Below are 21598 nucleotides of genomic sequence, written 5' to 3' on the forward strand. Positions count from 1 at the left end.
TCCCACTCGATCACGGCGCGCTGCCCTGCGCCGCGGCATCGAGGATGCCGACCACGTCGCGGTAGCGGCCGACGTGGGTCGACACGTGCGCGTCGGTCGAGGCGACGAGCGTCGCGCCGGCCGCACGAACCGCACGGATCACCCGCGCCCCGGGGCACGCCCACTTCTCGTTGACCTCGACGAACGTGCGAGTCTCCGCGGCGGCATCCGCCCAGCCTTCCAGGAGCGCGTCGGAGATCGAGTCCTCCGAGAGTCCGATCTTCGGCAGGATCGAGAACGGATGCGCGAGCTGTCCGCCCGGATGCCGCCGCATGGCGCCCACCATCGCCGTCACGAGGATCTCGACGGCCTCCGCCTCGCCGAGGCCGCCCGTGAGTTCGCTCCGCGTGCGCTCCGGCGTCCACGGCCCGTCGGGCCCGGGGAACTGGTGATCGGCGATGACGATGCCCTCGATGCCGCCCGGGCCGATCACCAGGTCGGGCGGGAGATCCAGGCGCCCGGTGGCGTCGAGGATCTTCGCCTCGACCCCGGTGTGCACGACCAGCCCGTCGGGAACGGGTTCGGCAGCGACGGCGGCGAGGAAGTCCGGGACCCAGGTCGTACTCACACGGACGTGATCGATGAGGCGCAGGTGGGTGAGTCCGCGTTGCTGCGCAGCCCGGATGTTCGCGCCGATCGTGCTCTCCGCGTCGTCGGAGAATTGCGAGTGCACGTGCCAGTCGCCGCTCAGCTCGGGGTGTCGTCCATCGGTCATGGTGAGACGATCACCTCGTCCACCGGCAGGAAGAGGTCCTCGAGGAAGCGCACGTTGGCGATCTCCTCGAAGGGCACGTGACGCGGGATCTCCCGGCCGAGCGCGACATCGACGGCGAGGGAGGGCATGTCCACTCCCGCGGCGATCGTGAGCGGCATCGCCCCCGAGAACCGCGGGTTGATCTCGAGCAGGGCCGGAACGCCGTCGGCGCTGTAGCGAAGCTGCACGTTCGCGACACCGGTGATGCCCGCGGCGCGCGCGCACGCGGCCGCGGTCTCCTCGAGCTCAGCACGGTGCACGGTCCGCCCCGCAACCGCGACACCCGAATCGACCCGGGCACGCAGGCGCGGCACGGCCGCGACGACGTGCCCGTCGGCCGCGACGATGACGTCCACCGAGAACTCCTCGCCGGGCAGATGCTCCTGGATGATCTGCGCCTCGTCCGGCGGACTCGCCTCGAGCTCCGGGCGACTGGACACGAGGCGGACCCCGCGGGAGCCGGCGCCGCTTCGCGGCTTCACGATGACGGGGAATGCCCAGTCGTGCGCCTGTCCCGCCTCCGTCAGCAGTTCGGTGTGCGGGACGCGGACGTGGGGCGCGCAGGCCTGTACGAGCCGCCACTTGTCGAGCGCGGTATCGAGCGCGGCCTGCGACGGGGCCGCGAGCACCGCTCCGAGCTCCGCTCTCCGGGCTGCCAGGGGCGGCAGCTCGGCATCGACCGTCGAGACGACGACGTCGATCTCGTCCCGGTCGCAGAGCGCGATGACGGACTCGACGAACTCGGGAGCGTTCCCGGCGGGCAGGATGCGCCGTCGCATCGATGGGACGAGGTAGAGCCCGCTCGCCCAGCCGTCCATGTCGGCTGCGTAGACGACGAGATCCTCGCGACGCAGCAGCGAACGGATGACGGCCACGCCGGCCGGACCGCCCGCGCCGGTGACGAGGACCGTTCGCCTGCTCACAGTTCCTCGCCCACCTGGGTGATCCTGCTCCGCGAACGCGTGCCATCGAGGGGCGCGCCGATGCCCGCGCTGTCGCGCACGATCTCGAGCGGTTCGCAGTGCTCGCCCCTGCCGAATCGCGACCAGTAGCGGGTGCCCGCGAGCACGAAGTCCGGTTCCAGGTAGCTGCGGATGCCGCTCTGCGACGCGAAGCACCGCAGCAGGGCGAGCTTCGTCTCGAGTTGTCCGTCGATCGGCACGAAGCGGCTCGGGCGGAACTCCACGGTCGACGACGGGCTCTGGTAGCACGCGACCGTCGGAACGGAACGCGTGGCGACCAGCGATGCCTCATGCACCGCCCGGTGGTCCTGGTGGCGGTCGTTCCGGCTGTGCGTGTAGATGATCGAGGGCTTCACCTCGGCGACGACGCGTTCGATGATCGCGACCGTCGGGTCTGCATTCGGGATGCGAGTGTCCTCCAGGTCCTCGAGGAAGAGCCGTGCGCCGACGAGCTCGGCCGCCGCGAGCGACTCGTCCTGCCGGTCGTCGGCCTCGCCGCCCCTGGCGCCGCGGGAGAGCGTGAGGATCACGATCGGGTCCCCGACTGCGGCATGTGCGGCCAGGATTCCGCCGACACCGAGCTCGACGTCGTCGGGGTGGGCTCCGATGGCGAGGATCGTGCGCTGCCGGCGCTGCGCTGCGGCTGCCCGAGCACGGGCTCCGAGGCGCGTGACGGCGGCGACGAGGTCGGCCGACGACACCGGCTTGGTCAGGAACTCGTCGGCACGATCGCGCAGTGCACGGACGGCGTAGTCGACCGATGCGTGCGCGGTCATGACGATGACCGGCAGGTCGGGGTCGCGACGATGGGTCTCCTCGAGGATGTCGAGGCCGCTCGACCCGGGAAGCTCGACATCCGTGATCACGACGTCGGGGGCGAATTCGGCGACGACCTCGGCGACGCCGTCCGCGCTGGCCAGCACGAGGACCTGGCACGCCGCCCGTTTCTCGAGCACGGTGCGCGTGTAGAGCGCGACGTCGGCGTCATCCTCGATGACGAGCACGCGGAGGGCACCCTCGAGCACAGCACATCACCCCCCCGTGCCCCACTCTATTGAGGAGAGCGACGGTGGCGGGAGATCTTTTTCGCGGTGCTGCCTACGCGCACCAGTCCGAAGACCCGCCGGGCTGGGTCAGCACCAGCTCGCCGGTGGCGATGTCGATCACGCTCGTCAGGCGATCCCGGGACGAGGGTGCCTCGGGATAGCCGTCGGGGAGTGCATCCACGGCGGCGGTCTCCACGGCGACGAGGTGTCCATTGGGCGCGACGCAGGATCGGAGCATCCGGCTGTCGGGTCCCGTCGAGTAGCGCACCTGCGTGCCGACGTCGTCGACGAGCGCGAGGAGGGACTCCGCCGCCGCGTCTCCGCTGCCGTCCGTGCCGGCGAGCAGCACGGTGAGCAGGTGTGCGCCGTCGGCATCGAGCTGCGTCACGGAGCTCGGATGCGCATGGTCGGGCAGGTCGGCGATGGGCAGGTCGTTGGGCCGCTCGGTACCGCTGCGGAGGTCGACGACTCGACCGCGGTCGGGGTCGGCCACGATGAGTTCCTGGGTTCCCGGCAGGAAGCCGCGGAGCTGGGTGGCCGAGCCGAGCGGTCTCGGCGGAACCAGTCCGAAGGCGTCGACGACGGAGAGCGCGCCGTCGAGGTCCTGGACCACCATCGAGGTCGTGCCCGGCACGAACCGCCAGTCGGCGACTCGCATCGGCGACCCGTCCAGGCCGACGACCGGCTCCGGTTCTGCCGGCTGCCCCGACACGTCGAGGGTGAACAGCGTGTCGGAGAACGCCGGCGCGGCGCCGCTCGGTCGCGCCAGCCCCTGATGCAGGTAGGCGATGAGCGGATGCGTCGTCGAGCCGCTGATCGCGTGCACCTCGCCGGGCTCGACGAGGCCCATCGTCTGGGTCTGCTCGCCCAGCCCGGCGATGCGGAGCGTGTTCGAACCGTCGTCCTCGATCGCGACGGCGACCACCGCATCGCCCGCCTGCGCGAACGACTGCAGCCTGGGCGCCTCGATGACGGCCTCGGGGGTGCGCTCGGCCGATCCGGATCGGAGGATGGCGTCGGGCAGCCCGTCGGGGCTGCGCCGGACGAGGGTGAGGATTGCGGCATCCGCGGTCCTGAAGCCGTGCTCGACGGTGACCGCGGTGGGCTGCGCGGAGCCGACCACGCCGTCGATCGCGACGTGGAACTCGGTGTCGTAGGGGAGCGGTTCGGTGAACTCGACGACGAGCGCATCGCCCTCGACCGAGAGCTCGGCCGGGACTTCGGGCTCGACGCGGAGGACGCCGTCGACCCGGGCGATCGCCTGGTTGAGCTCGAGCTCGACGCGGCCGTCGGCGAGCCTGGTCACGCGTTGGACGTCGACGGATGCCTCGGCGAGCCGCGGACCCTGCACGAAGCCGGCGACGCCGAGCGCCGTCGCCGCGACCGCGAGCGCGCCGATCGTGCCGAGGAGGCGGCGGCGGAACCGGTGCCCCTCGGCCGCGACGGGGGCTCCGACGGCCGGATCAGAAGACATACGGCTGCTCCGGCTGTGACGTGGGCTCGACCGACTGCGGCACCAGGACGGCCCCCTCGCCGCCGGCGGGGTCGCCTCCGAACGCGCCGGTCGCGATCACCCAGTCGTCCACGGCGAAACGCTCGCGCCAGCCGGGGAGATGCACGGTGATCCCGATGGGCTGCGCGTCGACCGCGCAGCAGGTCACGGTGAATCGTGCGATGGTGAACGCGTCGTCGGGGTCGCCGGGTGCCGGTGCGATGAAGCCGGTGAGCTCCACCTCCTGGCCGGAGAACGCGGAGGGGCTCTCGCTCTGGCGCAGGAGCAGCGCCCAGTCCTTGATCGTGAAGCTGCCGAGGTCCGCGCCCGCGAGACTCGGGGCATCGCCCGCGAGGTCGGCCGTCGTCCGGTCGATGTCCCGGTCCACCGCCGTCTGCGCGGTGAGGGCCGCGGGCGGGAGCACGAGCAGCGCGAGGACGGCGCCCACGACGATGGTGCCGCTCACGACCGCGCCGGTCGCGCCGAGACGCCGTCGCCGGGCGGTCAGGCGTGTCCTGTGCGGATGCGCGGCGGCATCCGCCGACGGGTCGTGGTTGGCGTGCTCGTCGTGGCCGGACCCGTGCTCGTGGTCCTCCGCGTCGCGATCGGGGGCGAGCGCGAGGGCGACCAGCGCCAGGAGCCCGCCGATGACGGACATGATCGCGGTGAAGACGAAGTAGCGCGGGTGGATGTACAGGGCCAGCTGCCCCGTGAGGGTGAGCCAGAGCGTCGCGACCACGCCGACGAGGGTGAGGGCGATGCCCTTCCAGCGTTGGATGAGCCTAGGCCACAAGGTTGACCCCCAACCCGATCGCGGCGCTCGCGAGCGCCACGATCGCCGTGAGTTGCACGAGCGTGCGCGCGGTGAACGTGGTGCGGAGCAGGGCGAGCATCTTCACGTCGATCATCGGCCCGAACACGAGGAACGCGACGATCGCACCGGGCATGAATGTCGACCCGAACGAGAGCACGAAGAAGGCGTCGACGTTCGAGCAGATCGAGATGACGAACGCCAGGAGCATGAGGGCGAAGACCGAGAGCACCGGGTTCTGCCCGAGCGTCACGAGCACGTCGCGCGACACGGCGACCTGGATCAGTCCCGCGATCGCCGAGCCGACGAAGAGGGCCGGCAGCATCTCCCCGGTCTCCTCGAGGAACATGCGGGCGGCGGTGCGCGGCTTCGATGAGGCATCCGCCGTCGCATCGTGCGCGCACGACGCAGCGAACCCGCGCGTCAGCAACGACATCGGGTCGGGATGCCGGCTGTAGACCCAGCCCACGAGGTTCGCGATGACGAAGCCGCCGGCGATGCGGGCGACGAGGATGCCGTCGTCCCAGCCGAAGGCCTGGTAGGTCGTGATGATCGTGACGGGGTTCAGGATCGGCGCGGCGAGCAGGAAGGTCATCGACTCGCCGACGGAGAGCCCTCGCTTGATGAGCCCGCGGGCAAGCGGGACATTGCCGCATTCGCACACCGGCAGCAGCACGCCAAGCAGCGAGACGACGACGCGCCTGAGCGCGGGGCTCCGCGGCATCCGCCGGACCAGGAAGTCCTCTGGCAGGAAGAGTTGCACCGCGATCGAGAGCAGGATGCCGAGGAACACGAACGGCAGGCTCTCGATGACCACGCTCACCGAGAGGGTCACGAAGTCCTGGACGCGATCGGACAGTCCGGCGCCGAGCTCTGGCGGCGCGAAGAGGCGGATCGAGACGAGCGCCAGCAGGGCTGCGATGCCGAGACCGAGGCCCGTCGCCCGGACGCGGGTGCGTGGGCGGTGATCGAGCGTGCGAGACATCCGGACCAGCCTACGTCGGATGGTGGGCCGAGCCGGTGCGGCCCACCGCTGGGCGCGGCGCCGTCACGGCAGCCGGATCACGGCGTCGAACCGGTCGAGCTCGTCGAGCGCGTGCGTGACCACCACGACCCCGGTGCCGCCGGAGACGGCCGTCTGGATCGCCGCGTTCACGGCCGACCTGGACTCGTCGTCGAGGGCGTTCATCGGTTCGTCGAGCAGGAGGAGACGGGCTCGCCGGGCGAGGCCCTGCGCGAGCAGCGCTCGTTGACGCTGGCCGCCCGAGAGTGCTGCGACTGGTCGACGGCGGAGGTCGGCGATGCCGACGGCCTCGAGGCTCGCGGAGACGATCGCGCGGTCGTCGCGGCCCAGGCGCCGGAGCGCGCCCGTCCGTCGCCAGCGCCCCATCGCGGCCAGTTCCCCGACCGTGACGGGCAGACGCGTGGAGATCGCGCTGCGCTGCGGGACGAGTGCGACCTCACCGGGGAAGGCCAGTTCTACTCGCCCCGCCCGTGGTCGATGCAGCCCGGCGATCGTCTCGAGGAGGGTCGACTTGCCGGCGCCGTTCGGGCCGACGACGACCGTGACCGCGCCCGCGCGAACGCTGAGCGAGACGTCGCGGAGCACCGGGTGGCCGTCGAGGTCGACATCGAGGCGGATGGCGCGAGCGAGGGGAGTGGTGGCGTGCACCCGCGTCACTGTAGCAAATGATTATCATTCTCAATTAATGCTACGGTCCTCCGTGTGACCCTCCTGATGGACCCCTTCACCTCCGCCTTCATGCTTCGTGCGCTCGCCGCCGGCGTGCTCGTCGCCGTGCTCTGCGCCGTCGTCGGCACCTGGGTGGTGGCCCGCGGTATGGCGTTCCTCGGGGAGGCGATGGCCCACGGCGTGCTGCCGGGCGTCGCGTTGGCGACGCTCGTCGGAGCGCCGGTGCTCCTCGGCGCCGCGGTGAGCGCCGCGGTGATGTCCGTCGGCGTGAGCGTCGTACAGCACCGGTGGCGACTCTCGGCCGACACGAGCATCGGCCTGCTGTTCGTGGCCAGCCTCGCGCTCGGGGTCGTGATCATCTCCGGTTCGGGGACCTTCGCGACGGATGCCACGGCGATCCTCTTCGGCGACATCCTGGCGGTTCGCCCCGACCAGGTGGTGGCCCTCGCCGCCGCGACGCTCGTGACCGTCGGCCTGGCGACCGCCTTCCATCGACCCTTCGTCGCGCTCGCCGTCGACCCGCGCCAGGCCCGGCTCCTCGGGCTTCGGCCGAAGCTCGCGCAGGCCATGCTCGTCGGGCTCATCGCAATCGCCGTCGTGTCCGCGTACCAGGCGGTCGGCTCCCTCCTCGTCCTCGGCATGCTCCTCGGCCCCGTCGTGGCTGCGAACCGGTGGACCGTGCGCCTGCCGACGACGATGGCGCTCGGAGCGTGCATCGGGGCGATCGCGGTGTGGGTCGGGCTGCTGGTCTCCTGGCACGCCGGCACGGCCGCCGGCGCCACGGTCGCGCTCGCCGCCGTCGCGAGCGTGCCCGCCTCGGCCGCGATTCGCGAACTGGTGCGGCGCTCGCGCTCGCGTGACCGTACGGGCTCGCGCACCGGCCTTCCCTCCGGTCGAGGAACGACTTCTCTGCATCGACGTCGCACCTCCACCGCGGTCGTGACCGCGATGGTCCTGGCCGTCGCGGGCTGCGCCGGTCCGTCGGGCCTTCCGACCGGCTCAGGGGCGGATGCCGCTGGGTTCGAGGAAGACGGCCACGGGCGCGTCGAGGGGGCGCAGGAGCTCGCGGAGGCCCAGGCGCACCTGCTCACGGTCGACGAACAGGGTTCCGTCGCCCACCTGGACCTGCTCGACGCTTCGATCGAGGAACTGGGCGCACTCGTCGGCGTCGAGTCACTGGCCAGCGAGGGTCGGTACGCCTACGCGGTGCGGCCCGCGGCCGACGCCGTGACGGTCATCGACAGCGGCGTGTGGACCTGGAGCCACGTCGATCACTTCCACTACTACCGTGCCGACCCGAGGAAGCTGGGCGAGATCGCGGGACAGGGCGGAGCCACGGTGTCAGCCAGCGATGCGGGCATGGGAGCCTTCTTCGCCGCCTCCGGCGAAGCGGTGCTCATCCTCTCGGAGACCCTCGGACACGGCTCCCTGGACGAGGCGTTCCGCGTGCAGGTCGCGCCGCACGACGGCCTCATCGTGCCAGTGGGAACGCGCGCCGTCGTGACCGAGCCCGGCGCCGACGGCGTGGCCGATCGCGTCCGCGCGCTCGCGGCGGACGGCAGCCCGGGCGCCGCAACCGCCTGCCCGGCCGCCAAGGGCACGATCACCACGGTGGTCGGCGTCGTGATCGGATGTCGCGACGGGGCCGTGCTGGCGAACGCTGGCGAGGACGGCACGATCGCCTTCGAGCGGATTCCGTACCCGGACGACGTCGAAGCGCCCCGCGCGGAGCAGTTCGATGCCCGCGAGTCGCGCCCGACCGTGGCCGCGCTCGCCGGCGGCACGGGGGCCACGAGCATCTGGCTGCTCGACACCCGAGCTCGGGCATGGCGCCTCATCGAGGCCGGCGAACCGCTCGCGCGGGTCACCGCCGTGGACGACGCCGACGGACATGTGCTGGCCCTCACCATGAGCGGCCGCGTGCTCGTGCTCGACGGCGCGACCGGCGGACGCCTGGCCTCGACCGAACCGCTCCTCGCGGCCACCGTCGCCGATCAGGCCCGTCTCGCGGGCGTCGAGCTCATCGCCGACCAGCATCGTGCCTACCTCAACGGCGTCGCCGAGCGGCGACTGTTCGAGATCGACTTCGCCGATGGCGCTCGCGTCGCGCGCACGTTCGAGACGGCGGCCGAACCGCGATTCCTGCTGGAGACGGGCCGATGACCGCGACCGCGCGGATGCTCGCGGCGGCCCTCGTGCTCGCGGCGCCGGCGATGTGCCTCACCGCCTGCACGTCGGAGTCCTCCGACCGCCCGCTCGTGGTGGCGACCACCAACATCCTGGGAGACGTGGTCTCCGAACTGGCCGACGGTGAGTTCGAGGTGCTGACGCTCATGCCGTCGAACGCGGATCCCCACTCGTTCGAGATCTCGGCGCAGACGGCCGCCCGCCTCCGCGAGGCGGAGCTGATCGTCGCGAACGGCTTGGGCCTCGAGGAGGGCCTCGCCGCGCAGGTGGAGGCGGCGGCCGCCGACGGGGTGCCGGTGCTCTTCGCCGGGGACCACGTGGAAGCGCTCGAGTACGGGGGAGACGGTGCGGCCGCGTCGCTCGATCCGCATTTCTGGACGGACCCCGCCCGCATGGTCGATGTCGTCTCGGTGGTCAGCGACGAGCTCCTGCGAGTCGACGCCGTCGAGTCGACCGCGATCACGGCGAACTCGAATGCCTACCTGGCCGAGCTCGCGGAGCTCGACGCCGAGATGGTCGCGGCCTTCGAGGCGATCCCGGCCGCCCGACGCGCGCTGGTCACGAACCACCACGTCTTCGGGTACCTCGCGCAGCGTTTCGACTTCCGCATCATCGGCGCCGTGGTTCCGAGCGGCACGACGCTCGCCGCCCCCAGCGCGAGCGACCTGCGCGACCTCGTCTCGGCGATCGACGCCGCCGCGGTGCCGACGATCTTCGCCGATTCGTCGCAGCCCGACCGGCTCGCCCAGGTGCTCGCGGAGGAGGCCGACCGCGAGGTGGCGGTCGTCGAGCTCTACACCGAGTCGCTCACCGACGCCGACGGCGACGCCCCCACCTACCTCGACCTGATGCGCGTCAACACCGACCGCATCTCCGACGGGCTCTCACACGAGCGCCCACAACCACCCCAGAGATGAGAGGGAGCCCATGAAGCCCTTGACCCGATCCATCGTCCGAGACCCCCGCCGCGTCGCGCCACGTGTCGTGCTCGGCCTCGGCCTCGTCGCAGGCCTCGCGCTGTCGGGCTGCGCTGCGACCCCGGCGCCGGGAGCCGGAGCCGAGGCATCCGCCGGCCAGCCCGCGGCGTCGCCCCGCGTCGCGGTCGCCTACGAGGGCGGCGTGCTCGTGCTCGACGGCACGACGCTCGAGGTCCTCGCCGAGTTCGAGACCGAGGAGTTCACGCGGCTGAACGCCGCCGGTGACGGCAGGCACCTGTTCCTCACCACCTCGGAGGGCTTCCAGCTCCTCGATGCCGGGACCTGGACGGATGCGGCGGGCGACGCCCGCTCGGCTGACCCTGAGGTGACGGCCGCCGTCGTGCCGGCCGCGGCCGCGGGTCACGTCGTGCGGCACGCCGATCGCACCGTCCTCTACGACGATGCCACGAGCGACACGACGATCTTCGAGACCGCGGACTTCCTCGGCGCCGACGGCGCGCTGCCCGAGGCCGAGGTCGTGCCCGGAACCGAGGCCCACCACGGCGTGTCGGTCGTGCTGGAGGACGGCACGCTGGTGACGACCGTGGGCGACGCCGACGGTCGGACCGGCATCCGGGCACTCGACGACCATGGCCACGAGGTCGCGGCGAGCGACCAGTGCCCCGGCGTGCACGGCGAGGGCGCCGTCGAGGGGGAGGTCGTCGTGTTCGGCTGCGAGAACGGCGTGCTGCTCTACGACGAGGGCGAGGTGGTCAAGCTCGACGCGCCCGACGAGTTCGGCCGTACCGGCAATGCGTACGTCTCCGCGACGAGCCCGATCATGGTGGGCGACTACAAGAGCGATCCCGACGCCGAGGGGTACCTCCTCCGGGACGTCATCCTGGTCGACACGCAGGCGCGAACCCTCGAGGTCGTGAACCTCCCGGAGGGGGTCGAGTACACCTGGCGCGGTGTGGCGCGCGGCCCGGAGGACGACGCCTTCATCCTCGCGTCGGACGGATCGATCCACGTGCTCGACCCGATCACCGGCGACCTCACCGCCTCCTGGCCGGTCATCGAGGCATGGGAGAGCCCGGCCGAATGGCAGGAGCCGCACCCCGGGATCGTGGTCGACGGCGACGGCGACGTCGCCTACGTGACGGAGCCCGCCGCGAACTCGATCCACGCCGTCGACCTGAACACGGGCGAGGTGCTCGAGAGCGCGGAGCTGGAGGTCACCCCGAACGAGTTCGCCGTGGCGACGGGGGAGTCGACGCACTAGACAGCCTGCCGAACGACATCACTCGGGGCGCACCTCCTCGCCAGGCGGTGGGGAGGCGCGCCCCTCCGCGCATCCGATCCTGCAATGCCCCCGAATCCGGGTCAGGCCCAGACATGCTCGACCGCCCAGCCACCATCGACGCGGACGATGTCGACCGTGAGCAGCTCGTCGGCCTCGGAGCAGGCGCGGATGCGCCATCCGAGGTGCCGCGTCGGCGGATGCGTCAGGGCGGCAGGCAGGAGCTCGGACTCCCGGGTGAGGGGGATCGGGGTGTCGACAGGGTGCCAGCGCTCGTCGCGGAACACGAGCCTGACCGGCACGCCGTCGTGCTCCCAGATGGTCGCCGCCTCAAGGGTCATGGTCATGTCGCGCCTCTCGTTCGAACGTCTGTTCGAACAGTAGACCGTGAACCTCCGACACGCCCACCGCGCATGCGACGCGACATCCGGCGTTCATGCATCCGTCGCCGTCCCGTCCCTTGTCGGAGCAGGCGGGCCGGAGGATCATATGTGCCCATGAGCGAACCGGACACGCGCAGGGCCCTCGAAGCGGATGCGATCGAGCACGTCGTCACCGAGCTGACGGCGCGGTATCCGTCGGTCGACGCCACCAGGGTGCGCGGCATCGTCGAGGACGAGGCGCGGCGCCTCGTCGGGAACCCCGTGCGCGACTACGTGCCCTCCCTCGTCGCGCATGCCGCCGACGAGCGCCTCCGGCAGGAGGGGGAGCCGATCCACGCCGGCGCGGGTGACCCGGGCGGACCGGTGCTTGCGTCCGAAGACGACCTCGACCCGCTCGAGGTCGAGCGTCGTGAACGCGAGCAGCACGCCGGCTTCCTGTTCGGAGATCTCGGCGGCGGGTCGGTCTGACGCACCCGCTCGACCTGACGCACCCGCTCCGTCTGACGAGCGCGAACGGTCAGCCGGCGGTCACCCGTCGGTGGGCTCGCCCTTCGCCGGGCGTTCGGTCGCAGCCGCCGGCGCCGTTCCGGACGGTGCCTCGGTCCCGGGCGCCCGTGCCGTCTTGGGCCGTGGCTTCCCGGGCGTCTTCGGGCGAGGCTTCGCGGGCGACTTCGCCCTTGGCTTCGCCGGCGTCGCGGCACCCGACTCGGCCCCGCCTTCCGTCGGCGACGCGATGGTGATGACCTCGTCGGCCAGGTCCTCCTTCATCGCGGCCTCGGCGATGCGCAGCTGCTCGGGCGTGAGGCGAAGCCGTTCCGCCTTGGAGGGACGGATGGCGGGCACGTCGCCTACGATGGGCACCGGCGTGCGGTACCAGCGGAAGCCGTAGCGCGCCCACAGGCCGATCATGGTCGTGAGGCGGTTGCGCGAGCCGAGCAGGCTGCCGATGTGCACGAACAGCCACGCCGCCCACGCGGGGTAGGCGGTCAGGCCGAAGGTGCGACGGAACCCGGGGACCTTCTTCAGGAACTTCAGCGCGTGCAGGACGGGCAGGTTCGCGAGCCCCGGGATCTCGCCGACGGCCGACCGGCGGCCGACGATGGCGAGCTGGCCCTTGTCGTAGTACTCGAAGGGCTCGGTCGCCTCGCCCGCGATGAGGCGGAGGATCTGCCGGCCGACGTGGGCGCCGCCCTGGATCGCGGGTTGCGCGAGCTGTGGGAGGTCCTGAGGTGCGATCGCGACGTCACCTGCGGCGAAAACGCCGGGCAGGCCGATCACCTGCAGGTCCTCGCCGACCCGGATGCGGTCGTGCTCGTCGAGGGGCAGGCTCCAGTAGCGCACCTCCTCGTGCGGCGCGACACCCGTGGCCCAGACCGTCATGTCCGACGGGATGACCGTGCCGTCGGTCAGCACGACGGACTCGGGGCGGACTTCGGCCACGCCGGTGCCGAGCCGGAGCTCGACGTCGCGGTGCTCGAGCTGCTGTTTCGCATACCGGCGCAGGCGCGGGATGAAGGGCTTCAGCAGTTCTTCGCCACGCTGCACGATCGTGATGCGGAAGGCGTCGCCGTCGAGTTCGGGGTAGGCGGGGCGGAGCCCCTGGTCGCGGAGCTCGGCCAGGGCGCCGGCCATCTCGACGCCGGTGGGGCCGCCGCCGACCACGATGATGTGGAGCCCGTCGGTGCGGTCGCTCTGCTGGGTGATGCGCTCGAGCCTCGTGAAGAGCGTGTCGCGGATGCGGATGGCCTGCGATCGCGAGTACACCGCGAACGCGTGCTCCTTGGCGCCGGGCGTGCCGAAGTACGTCGTGGTCACGCCGTTCGCGAGCACGAGGTAGTCGTAGCCGATGCTCTGGCCGTCGAGCATGCGGATGCTGCGCGCATCGGGATCGATCTCCATGAGGTGCTCGTGCACGATCTCGAGGTTGCGCTGCCGGATGCGCAGGCTCCGCAGGAAGTGGGTCACGTCGCCGGGGTTGAGCCCGCCCGTGGCGACCTGGTAGAGCAGGGGCTGGAAGGTGTTGTAGACCCGGCGGTCGATGAGGGTCACCCGCACGGGCGCCTTCGCGAGGGCCTTGGCCGCGTACACGCCGGCGAAGCCGCCGCCCACGATCACGACGTGGGGGAGTTCACGGCCGGCGGCAGAGGTGTTCGTCACGGGTACCACGCTACCGAGTCGCGATGCCTTCAGCGGTCTGGGCCCGGGCCGGGACCTTCGCCCTCGCCCAGCGTGCCGGGGTACCGGGGCCGTCCCAGACCTGGACGACGCCCCAGGCGACGGCCGTGATCGGCACGGCGAGCACGGCGCCGAGCACGCCGCCGAGCGCGGCGCCGACGGTCAGGGCGACGAGGACGACGAAGGCGTGCAGCTTCATGGTGCGTCCCATGAGCACCGGCTGCAGGAAGTTGCCCTCGAGCTGGTTCACGACGACGACCACGCCGACGACGAAGAGCGCGTTGACCCAGTCGTTCGCCACGAGGGCGACGAGGGCGGCGAGGATGCCGGCGATGGTCGCCCCCACGATCGGGATGAACGCGAGCACGAAGACCAGCACGGCGAGCGGGATCGCGAGCGGCACCTGCAGGATCACGAGGCCGATGTAGATGCCGAGCGCGTCCACGAGTGCGACGGCGGCCGTGCCGCGCACGTACGAGCCCAGCACCGAGACCGTCTTCTCGCCGACCCGCCGGCCTCGCGCGTAGTTCTCGCCCCGGAACGGTCGGAGCAGGAACTCCCACATCTGCGGCCCGTCCTTCAGGAAGAAGAACAGGATGGTCACGAGCAGCACGAAGCCCGTGATGAAGTTCGCCACCGCGCCCACACCGGCGATCGCACCCGATCCGAACTGGGAGCTGGTCAGGAAGTCGGTCGCCTGGGCGATCCACTCGTCGAGCTGGTCGCTCGACGGGAAGAACGGCAGGTCCTGCGCCCAGACCGCCGCCTTCTGGAAGCCCTCCTGCGCCTGGGCCGCCAGTTCGTCCCACTGGTCGCGCACGGCCCAGACGATGAGCCAGCCAAGCGCCCCGAGCAGCGCGACGGTCGTGAGCAGCATGATCAGGGTCGCGAGCAGCGGCGGGACCCCGCGTCCGCGCATCCAGCGCATCACCGGCGCGAAGGCACTCGCGAAGATGAGGGCGAGCACGAGCGGGATCGTGACGAGCGTCAGCGACTGGATGACGAAGATGACGCCCGCCGCGATCGCCACGACGATGATCGCCTGGATGGACCGGATCGCGAGCCGGCCGAACCCGTCGGCCCAGAGGCTCCATGGCGCGCGATCGGCCTTCAGGCCCACCGATGGCTCCTGGAAGCGGATGACGCGGGGCTGCCTGGGTGCGAAGAGTGCCATGCCATGACGCTACGGGTCTTCGCGGTGCGATTCGAACGGGTTGACACGGTCCTCGGCATCCGCATGACGGGTCGACACCGTCAGCTCGACAGGATCACGAGCTCCCGGGTCGCGCGCGTCATCGCGACGTACCGATCGACGGAGCCCTCGATGCCGTCCCCGAGGTCATCGGGGTCGATGAGCACCACCAGGTCGAACTCGAGTCCCTTGGCGAGCTCGGGCGTCAGCCACCGCACGCGAGGAGAACCCGGTGCCCGGCCGGACTCAGGCACCGACGCGGTGAGCGTCGCGCTGTCGCGCGCGGTGATCACGCACGCGACGCCCTCGTCGTGCTCGGCGAGCCACTGGGCGAGCACCGCTCCCAGCTCGCCCGACGACCCGCGGCGCACGGGCAGCCCGCTGCGTCGCACCGAGGTGGGCACGTTCGCGTCGGGCAGCGCGGCCCTGATGACCGGCTCCGCCTCGGCCATGACCTCCTCCGGCGTGCGGTAGTTGATGCTGAGCGACGCGAGGTGCACGTCGCCGAAGCCGACGCGCTCGAGCCGCTCCTGCCACGACTCGGCGAACCCGTGCCGCGCCTGCGCCCGGTCGCCGATGATCGTGAAGCTCCGGGACGGGCACCGGAGCAGCAGCATCCGCCACTCGGCATCCGTCAGTTCCTGCGCCTCGTCGACGACGATGTGGGCGAACGGGCCCGCGAGCACCTCGGGGTCGCTCCTGGTCGGCGCCGCCTGCTCGAGCAGCGTGTGCTGCACGTCCTCGCCCCGGAGCATGGTCATGAGCCCCTCGCCGTCGTCGAGCACCTCGGCATCGATGAGGTTGTCGATGACGGCGGCCATCTGCTCCCGCTCGTCGGCCGCGACGGCCTCGCGACGGCACTGCCTGGCGGATGCCGCCGGGTCGCCGATCCGCTGCCGGGCCGCGTCGAGCAGTGGGAGGTCGGCGACCGTCCAGGCGCGCGCGTCCTCGCGCTGGAGCGCGTCGACCTCGGCGGCGGAGAGCCAGGGCGCGCACGCGTGCAGGTAGGCGGGCACCGACCACAGGTCGCCCACGACGCCGGTCGGCTCGAGCAGCGGCCAGGCGCGGTCGAAGGCCGTGCGCAGCGCGGGGTCCTGCTGCAGCGAGCGTCGCAGCGCCTCGTCGGGGACGTCGACCTCGTCGTGGTTGTCGATGAGGATCGCGATGAGCTCGTCCCACACCCGCCCGCGGGCCTCGTTGTGCGTGGCGCCCGGCTCGGCGGCGTCGAACGCCTCGGCCCAGTCGCTCGGATCGAGCCGGACATCCGCCCACTCGGTCTCGACGGTCATGGCCTTGGCGGGTGGCCGCTCGTAGTGGCGCACCGCGGCCTCGATCGCGCCCACCAGCCGCGCGGACCCCTTGAGGACGGCCACGTGCGCGTCGGGCTCCTCCGCCGCGGCAGCCCCCTCCGGCACCAGGTCGCGCAGCGTGCAGGTCTGCACGCCGTCCTCGCCCAGGCTCGGCAGCACATCGGCGACGTAGTCGAGGTAGGGCTGGTGCGGTCCCACGAAGAGCACGCCGCCACGCCGGTGTCCGAGGCGCGGGTCGGAGTAGAGCAGGTACGCCGTGCGATGCAGCGCGACGACGGTCTTGCCGGTGCCGGGGCCGCCGTCCACGACGAGGGCGCCGCGCGAGCCGGCCCGGATGATGGCGTTCTGGTCGGCCTGGATGGTGCCGAGCACGTCGCGCATGCGAGGGGAGCGGGTCCCGCCCAGGCTCGCGATGAAGGCGGACTGGTCGTCGAGTGCCGCGTGGCCCTCGAGCCCTTCCGCCGTGAACACCTCGTCCCAGTAGTCGGTGATGCGCTCGTTCGTCCACCGGTAGCGGCGCCGGCTCGCGAGTCCCATCGGGTCGCCGTGCGTCGCCGCGAAGAACCGCTCGGCGGCCGGCGAACGCCAGTCCAGGAGCAGCCGTCGCCCGGCCTCGTCGGTGAGGCCCGTGCGGCCGATGTAGACCGGATCGGCGCCGTCCTCCGCGATGATGCGGCCGAGGCAGAGGTCGATGCCGAAGCGGCGGAGGGTGCGCAGCCGGGCCGTGAGGCGATGGATCTCCAGGTCACGGTCCAGCGCCTGCTGGCCGTGACCGCCGCGCTGCCGGCGAACGTCGTCGAGGCGCTCGGACGCCTCCGCGGTCGCTTCGCGGAGGCTCGTGGCGATCGCCGTGAACTGCGCCTCATCGGCGTCGATCAGGTGGGGGGCGCGCTTGGCGGCGAGGCGATCGGGCAGGTCGAAAGCTGTGTTGGTCAGGAGTTCTCCTCGGTCGGAATGCGGTCGGCCGCCCATTCTGCATCACCCCTGGGGCCTTGCCGCAAGGCCCCCTCCCTGCGTTAAACTGGCCATGGCAGGAAGATCGGGTCGTGTCAGGGCCCGCCCGGAGGCGGCGTCGAGCGCCGCATCGGTACGCTCCGGTCATGGAGCGCTCGGGCATCCGCCGATCCGACCCGCATCGATCCGCCGACACGCATGCGACGGTTGGCACTGCCTTCGGAATCCCGACGGCGCTACCCGACCTGGGCGCGGCACGTGCGCTGGTCACCGGCGCCAGCGGCGGCATCGGTCTCGAGATCGCCCGCGCGCTCGCCGCCGCCGGCGCGGAGGTGATCATGCCCGTGCGCGATCGCGAGAAGGCGGCGCGCGCCGAGGCGGAGATCCGCCGTACTGCGCCCCGCGCCCGCCTCGTGCTCACGGACCTCGACCTCGCGAGCCTCGACTCCGTCCGCGCGCTCGCCGCGCGGCTCGTGGAGGACGGCCGTCCCATCGACCACCTGGTGCTGAACGCGGGCATCGTGCTGCTCGGCGACCCCGTGCGGCACGTGGGCGCCGACGGCTACGAACGGCACTTCCAGACGAACTTCCTCGGTCATGCGGTGCTCGTGCTCGGCATCCTCCGACTCCTCGCCTCGCCGTCGGGGACGCGGGTCGCGGTGCAGACCAGCCTCGCGGCGGCGTTCGCGCATGTGCAGCTGCCCGGTGACGTCGAGCGAGGCGGGTACCGGCCCCTGCGCGCGTACGGCTCGTCGAAGCTCGCCCTCGGCCTGTTCGGCATGGAACTCGGCCGCCGCGCCGGCGGTGACGGCGTGCGCGTCGCGCTGTGCCACCCCGGCATCGCCCCCGACACGGGGATCGCCGCCGACCTCCGCGCCACCGCCTCGCCGTCGGCCGGGCGCATGAGCCGCCGCCTCGGCAACACGCCCGCGCAGGCCGCGGGACCCGCGTTGGTCGCCACCACGGCGGACGTGGCGGACGGCAGGTTCGTCGCCCCGGCCGGCACGTTCCAGCTCTCCGGGACGCCCGTGGCGTCGCGGCTGTTCCGGCGCCTCCGCGACCCCGCGGCATCCGCTCGGGTCTGGGAGTTCGCCGAGCGCGTGGCATCGACGGGCTGAGCGATCGCGATCCACCTGCCGCGGCAGTCGCTGGCTAGCATGGGCACATGTCGGTGCCGGCGAACCGTGTCCAGCTCGAGGCATCCGCCGTGCGCGGATTCCACCGTTTCGACGAGGCCGTCGAGTCCATCCCGGAGGGCGAGCGCGAAGCGCCGTTCCCTCGGGCGGGCCGCGATCGCGACATCCGGGACCTCATCGACCACCTCCATGCGTGGCACGTCCTGCTGCTGGGCTGGCTCGACGAGGAGCGGGCCGGCGAGCCCGTCGCCTACCCCGCCGAGGGGTACACCTGGGCGGCGCTCGACGAGCTCAACGTCGCCCTTCGCGACCGGTACCGGGGGCTGGCGCTCGCCGAGGCGCGCGAACGGCTCCGCGGGAGCCACGTCACCGTGCTCGCCAGGGTCGACGCGCTCACCGATGAGCAGCTCTTCGATCCGACGGCCCACGAGTGGCTCGGGGGGCCGCTCGCCGAGCCCGTCCACGAGTGCCTCGGCGGTCACTACGCGTGGGCGCTCGAGACGCTCGACGCCGCACGTGCGTAGCATCGCAGCATGAGCCACGACGCATCGGATGCCGCGGGCGCCCCGGCCGAGTCCGCGTTCGGCGTCGCCGTCGCGCAGTTCGCGCCGGGTGACGACCTCGCCGCCAACCTCGCCGAGATCACCCGCCTGGCCGAGCTCGCCGTCGCCCGCGGGGCCGGCATCGTCGTGTTCCCCGAGTACTCCAGCCACTTCACCCCGACGGCGGATGCCGCGTGGGTCACCGCGTCCGAGCCGGTCGACGGCGTGTTCACGCGCGCGCTCGCCGAGCTCTCCGACCGGCTCGGCGCCCACCTCGTGGCGGGCATGATCGAGCGGGTCGAGGGCGAGGATCGCGTCTCCAACACCGTCGTCGCCGTGGCGCCGTCGGAGGGGGTCGTCGCCGTCTACCGCAAGCTGCACCTCTACGACGCGTTCGGCCAGCTCGAATCCGAGTGGGTCGCCCCCGGGGCTGTGGAGGACCCGGAGACGTTCGAGGCCGGCGGACTCACGTTCGGGTTGCAGACCTGCTACGACGCCCGCTTCCCCGAGGTGACCCGACGCATCGTCGACTCGGGCGCCGACGTGGTCTGCATGCCCGCCGAGTGGGTGCGCGGCCCGCTGAAGGAGGCGCACTGGCGGGTGCTCACGACGGCGCGAGCCCTCGAGAACACCGTCTACGTCGCCGCGGCCGACCACGCCCCGCCGGTCGGCGCCGGAAACAGCATGATCGTCGACCCGATGGGCGTCGAGCTCGCGACCATCGGCGAGACGACGGATGTCGCGGTCGCCTGGGTCTCCGCGGAGCGCATCGCCTCGGTGCGCCGGGTCAATCCCGCGCTGCGGCTGCGCCGGTTCGGCGTCGTCCCACGCTGACGGCGCGCCCGCAACGAGGGCCGGTCGGGCGAGGGCCGGTCGGGCGAGGGCCGGTCGGGCGCGGGCGGGTCCGGCGTGCCGGGTCAGCTCCGCCCGCCGAGCATCGCGAGCCGCGCTGACGCCTCCTGCAGCACGTCGAGGCGCTTGCAGAACGCGAATCGTACGAGGCTCCGGGTCGCGGCCCGGCGGTCGGGGTGCACGAAGGCCGAGACGGGCACGCCGACGACGCCCGCCAGGTGGGGGAGGCGGCGGCAGAACTCCGCGGCATCGTCGAAGCCGAGCGGCGCGGCATCCGCGACGATGAAGTACCCGGCGGACGGGATCGAGATCTCGAAGCCCGCCGCCGTGAGTCCCGCCGCGAGCACGTCGCGCTTGGTCGCGAGGGCGGCCGCGGCATCCGCGAACACGGCATCCGGCAGGTCGAGGCCGAGGGCGATCGCCGGCTGGAACGGCGCCCCGTTGACGTAGGTGAGGTACTGCTTGACCGCGAGGATGGCCGTCACGAGGGGTGCCGGGGCGACGAGCCAGCCGACCTTCCACCCGGTCGTGCTGAAGGTCTTGCCGCCCGAGGAGATGGTCACGGTGCGCTCTCGTGCGCCGGGCAGCGTCGCGATCGGCGTGTGCCGGCCCTCGAACACGAGGTGCTCGTAGACCTCGTCGGTCACGATCACCGCGTCGTGCCGTTCGGCCAGGCGCACGAGGTGCGCGAGGGTCCGGGCGTCGAAGACGGCGCCGGTCGGGTTGTGCGGCGTGTTCACGATGATGAGCCGGGTGCGGGGGCCCACGACCCGCTCGAGGTCGTCGGGGTCGGGACGCCAGTCGGGGAAGGCGAGGGGCACGGTGCGGTGCACGCCGCCCGCCCGGGCGATGAGCGCCGCGTAGGCGTCGTACGAGGGCTCGAAGGTGACCACCTCGTCGCCGTCGTCGACGAGCGCGAGGATCGTGGCCGCGAGTGCCTCGGTCGCGCCGGCCGTCACCAGGACCTCGGATGCCGCGTCGACCTCGATGCCGTACCAGCGCCGCTGGTGACGGGCGATCGCCTCGCGGAGGACCGGCATGCCCATGCCCGGCGGGTACTGGTTGACGCCCTCGGCGATGGCGGCGCGGGCGGCGTCGAGCACCTCGATCGGGCCGTCCTCGTCGGGGAAGCCCTGTCCGAGGTTGATCGCGCCGCTCGCCGTCGCGAGCGCGCTCATCTCGGCGAAGATCGTGCTCGCGATGGACCCGTCGGCGGCGAGCAGGCCGGCGCCGGCCGCGGTGCGCTGCCAGGGCCGCAGGCGTGGTTCGAGGTCGGAATCGGTCACGTCTCACACCGTACGTCAGGGTGCGGCCACTACGCTTGCGACCGGCGTTCCTGCGCGGTGTCGAGGCACTCGGTGCCTTCACCGCCAGGGGATAGCAGGATCACAGACTCCGCATATCCGCCGCACAGGTTGCGGCGGGAAGCTGGGTTCGCCTTGGAAGGAGCACACCATGACCGACAGCACCGACGGACCCACGCAGCCCCAGGACGAGCAGGTCGACACGACCGCCGCGACCACAGCTTCGGAGACCGCGCCCACGACCGGCGCCGCTCCCACCACGACGCCCGCAGCGATGACTCCCGCGGCCGAGCCAGCCGGCACCGACGCCGCGGCTCCCGCCGCAGCGCCCGCGGCCCCCGAGGTCGCACCGGCCACGACGCCCGCCACGCCCGCCGCCCCGGCTCCCGCGCCCGTGCAGGCCACGGGCACCGTCTACACGCCCGGCCAGGAGCCGCAGCCCTACGCCGCGGCATCCGCCCCCGTCCGTGCCGCGCAGCCGACGCCCACCGCGCCGACCGCACCCATCGCGCCGTCGGCGCCCGCGGCCCAGCCGCAGCCCGGCCAGGT

General features: G+C 72.3%; 19 protein-coding genes and 1 pseudogene. 8 read left to right on the forward strand and 12 right to left on the reverse strand.

The window, feature by feature from the left end:
* Positions 1–10: 10 nt before the first annotated feature.
* From GQQ95_RS12330 to aztA, 7 genes are all read right to left on the reverse strand, one after another.
* A complete protein-coding gene (locus tag GQQ95_RS12330; protein WP_157427968.1) occupies positions 11–754 on the reverse strand; it encodes a PHP domain-containing protein in 744 nt (247 codons plus the stop codon).
* Complete coding sequence (locus GQQ95_RS12335; RefSeq protein WP_246205457.1) at positions 751–1716, reverse strand: ATP-grasp domain-containing protein; 966 nt, start codon at positions 1714–1716, stop codon at positions 751–753. Before GQQ95_RS12335 ends, GQQ95_RS12330 begins: the two co-directional genes overlap by 4 nt.
* A complete protein-coding gene (locus GQQ95_RS12340; RefSeq protein WP_157427969.1) occupies positions 1713–2780 on the reverse strand; it encodes a response regulator in 1068 nt (355 codons plus the stop codon). The genes GQQ95_RS12335 and GQQ95_RS12340 overlap by 4 nt, the downstream gene beginning before the upstream one ends.
* 73 nt (positions 2781–2853) lie before the next feature.
* Positions 2854–4275 carry a hypothetical protein gene (locus GQQ95_RS12345; protein ID WP_157427970.1) on the reverse strand — a complete coding sequence of 474 codons (1422 nt, stop codon included), beginning with the start codon at positions 4273–4275 and terminating at the stop codon, positions 2854–2856.
* On the reverse strand, positions 4265–5086 hold the full coding sequence (locus GQQ95_RS12350) for a TIGR03943 family putative permease subunit (RefSeq protein WP_157427971.1): 822 nt from the start codon (positions 5084–5086) through the stop codon (positions 4265–4267). The genes GQQ95_RS12345 and GQQ95_RS12350 overlap by 11 nt, the downstream gene beginning before the upstream one ends.
* Positions 5076–6089 (reverse strand): permease, encoded by a 1014-nt coding sequence (locus tag GQQ95_RS12355; RefSeq protein ID WP_157427972.1) that lies wholly within the window; start codon positions 6087–6089, stop codon positions 5076–5078. Before GQQ95_RS12355 ends, GQQ95_RS12350 begins: the two co-directional genes overlap by 11 nt.
* Positions 6090–6152: 63 nt before the next feature.
* The gene (gene aztA / locus GQQ95_RS12360) at positions 6153–6776 is read right to left on the reverse strand and encodes a zinc ABC transporter ATP-binding protein AztA (protein ID WP_212275419.1); all 624 of its coding nucleotides are present in this window, start codon (positions 6774–6776) and stop codon (positions 6153–6155) included.
* A gap of 54 nt (positions 6777–6830) precedes the next feature.
* Between aztA and aztB the strand changes: the two genes are divergently transcribed.
* Genes aztB through aztD form a run of 3 tightly spaced genes read left to right on the forward strand, consistent with a single transcriptional unit; the run spans position 6831 to position 11183 of the window.
* Positions 6831–8960 carry a zinc ABC transporter permease AztB gene (aztB, locus tag GQQ95_RS19680; protein WP_246205460.1) on the forward strand — a complete coding sequence of 710 codons (2130 nt, stop codon included), beginning with the start codon at positions 6831–6833 and terminating at the stop codon, positions 8958–8960.
* Positions 8957–9901 (forward strand): zinc ABC transporter substrate-binding protein AztC, encoded by a 945-nt coding sequence (gene aztC / locus GQQ95_RS12375; RefSeq protein ID WP_157427974.1) that lies wholly within the window; start codon positions 8957–8959, stop codon positions 9899–9901. Before aztB ends, aztC begins: the two co-directional genes overlap by 4 nt.
* Before the next feature lie 10 nt (positions 9902–9911).
* The gene (gene aztD, locus GQQ95_RS12380) at positions 9912–11183 is read left to right on the forward strand and encodes a zinc metallochaperone AztD (protein WP_246205462.1); all 1272 of its coding nucleotides are present in this window, start codon (positions 9912–9914) and stop codon (positions 11181–11183) included.
* Between the two features lie 101 nt (positions 11184–11284).
* Here aztD and GQQ95_RS12385 read toward each other — a convergent pair whose 3' ends face one another.
* Entirely contained in the window at positions 11285–11548 is a 264-nt protein-coding gene (locus tag GQQ95_RS12385; RefSeq protein WP_157427975.1) for a hypothetical protein, read from the reverse strand.
* A 150-nt stretch (positions 11549–11698) separates the two neighbouring features.
* Here GQQ95_RS12385 and GQQ95_RS19470 point away from each other — a divergent pair, with 150 nt between their 5' ends.
* Positions 11699–12052 (forward strand): three-helix bundle dimerization domain-containing protein, encoded by a 354-nt coding sequence (locus GQQ95_RS19470; protein ID WP_212275421.1) that lies wholly within the window; start codon positions 11699–11701, stop codon positions 12050–12052.
* Between the two features lie 60 nt (positions 12053–12112).
* Here GQQ95_RS19470 and GQQ95_RS12395 read toward each other — a convergent pair whose 3' ends face one another.
* The 3 genes from GQQ95_RS12395 to helR form a co-directional block, all read right to left on the reverse strand.
* The gene (locus tag GQQ95_RS12395; RefSeq protein WP_157427976.1) at positions 12113–13741 is read right to left on the reverse strand and encodes an NAD(P)/FAD-dependent oxidoreductase; all 1629 of its coding nucleotides are present in this window, start codon (positions 13739–13741) and stop codon (positions 12113–12115) included.
* 10 nt (positions 13742–13751) lie between these two features.
* Positions 13752–14933, reverse strand: coding sequence for an AI-2E family transporter (locus GQQ95_RS12400; protein ID WP_157427977.1), 1182 nt, complete (start codon positions 14931–14933; stop codon positions 13752–13754).
* Positions 14934–15013: 80 nt separating this feature from the next.
* Positions 15014–17233: an RNA polymerase recycling motor ATPase HelR gene (gene helR / locus GQQ95_RS12405; protein ID WP_157427978.1), complete on the reverse strand. Its 2220-nt coding sequence runs from the start codon at positions 17231–17233 to the stop codon at positions 15014–15016.
* A 128-nt stretch (positions 17234–17361) separates the two neighbouring features.
* Between helR and GQQ95_RS12410 the strand changes: the two genes are divergently transcribed.
* Genes GQQ95_RS12410 through GQQ95_RS12420 form a run of 3 tightly spaced genes read left to right on the forward strand, consistent with a single transcriptional unit; the run spans position 17362 to position 19727 of the window.
* Positions 17362–18333, forward strand: coding sequence for an SDR family NAD(P)-dependent oxidoreductase (locus tag GQQ95_RS12410; RefSeq protein ID WP_157427979.1), 972 nt, complete (start codon positions 17362–17364; stop codon positions 18331–18333).
* 47 nt (positions 18334–18380) lie between these two features.
* Positions 18381–18875: a ClbS/DfsB family four-helix bundle protein gene (locus GQQ95_RS12415; protein ID WP_157427980.1), complete on the forward strand. Its 495-nt coding sequence runs from the start codon at positions 18381–18383 to the stop codon at positions 18873–18875.
* Between the two features lie 9 nt (positions 18876–18884).
* Positions 18885–19727, forward strand: a complete 843-nt coding sequence (locus GQQ95_RS12420) for a carbon-nitrogen hydrolase family protein (protein ID WP_157427981.1) — start codon at positions 18885–18887, stop codon at positions 19725–19727.
* An 83-nt stretch (positions 19728–19810) separates the two neighbouring features.
* On the opposite strand, the gene GQQ95_RS12425 is transcribed toward GQQ95_RS12420, so the two are convergent.
* Positions 19811–21031: an aminotransferase class I/II-fold pyridoxal phosphate-dependent enzyme gene (locus GQQ95_RS12425; protein WP_246205465.1), complete on the reverse strand. Its 1221-nt coding sequence runs from the start codon at positions 21029–21031 to the stop codon at positions 19811–19813.
* A 169-nt stretch (positions 21032–21200) separates the two neighbouring features.
* Between GQQ95_RS12425 and GQQ95_RS12430 the strand changes: the two are divergent.
* Positions 21201–21598, forward strand: a pseudogene (locus GQQ95_RS12430) (dihydrolipoamide succinyltransferase); the annotation flags it as partial.

Origin of the sequence: Agromyces salentinus (assembly GCF_009749395.1) — a bacterium.
Classification (GTDB): domain Bacteria; phylum Actinomycetota; class Actinomycetes; order Actinomycetales; family Microbacteriaceae; genus Agromyces; species Agromyces salentinus.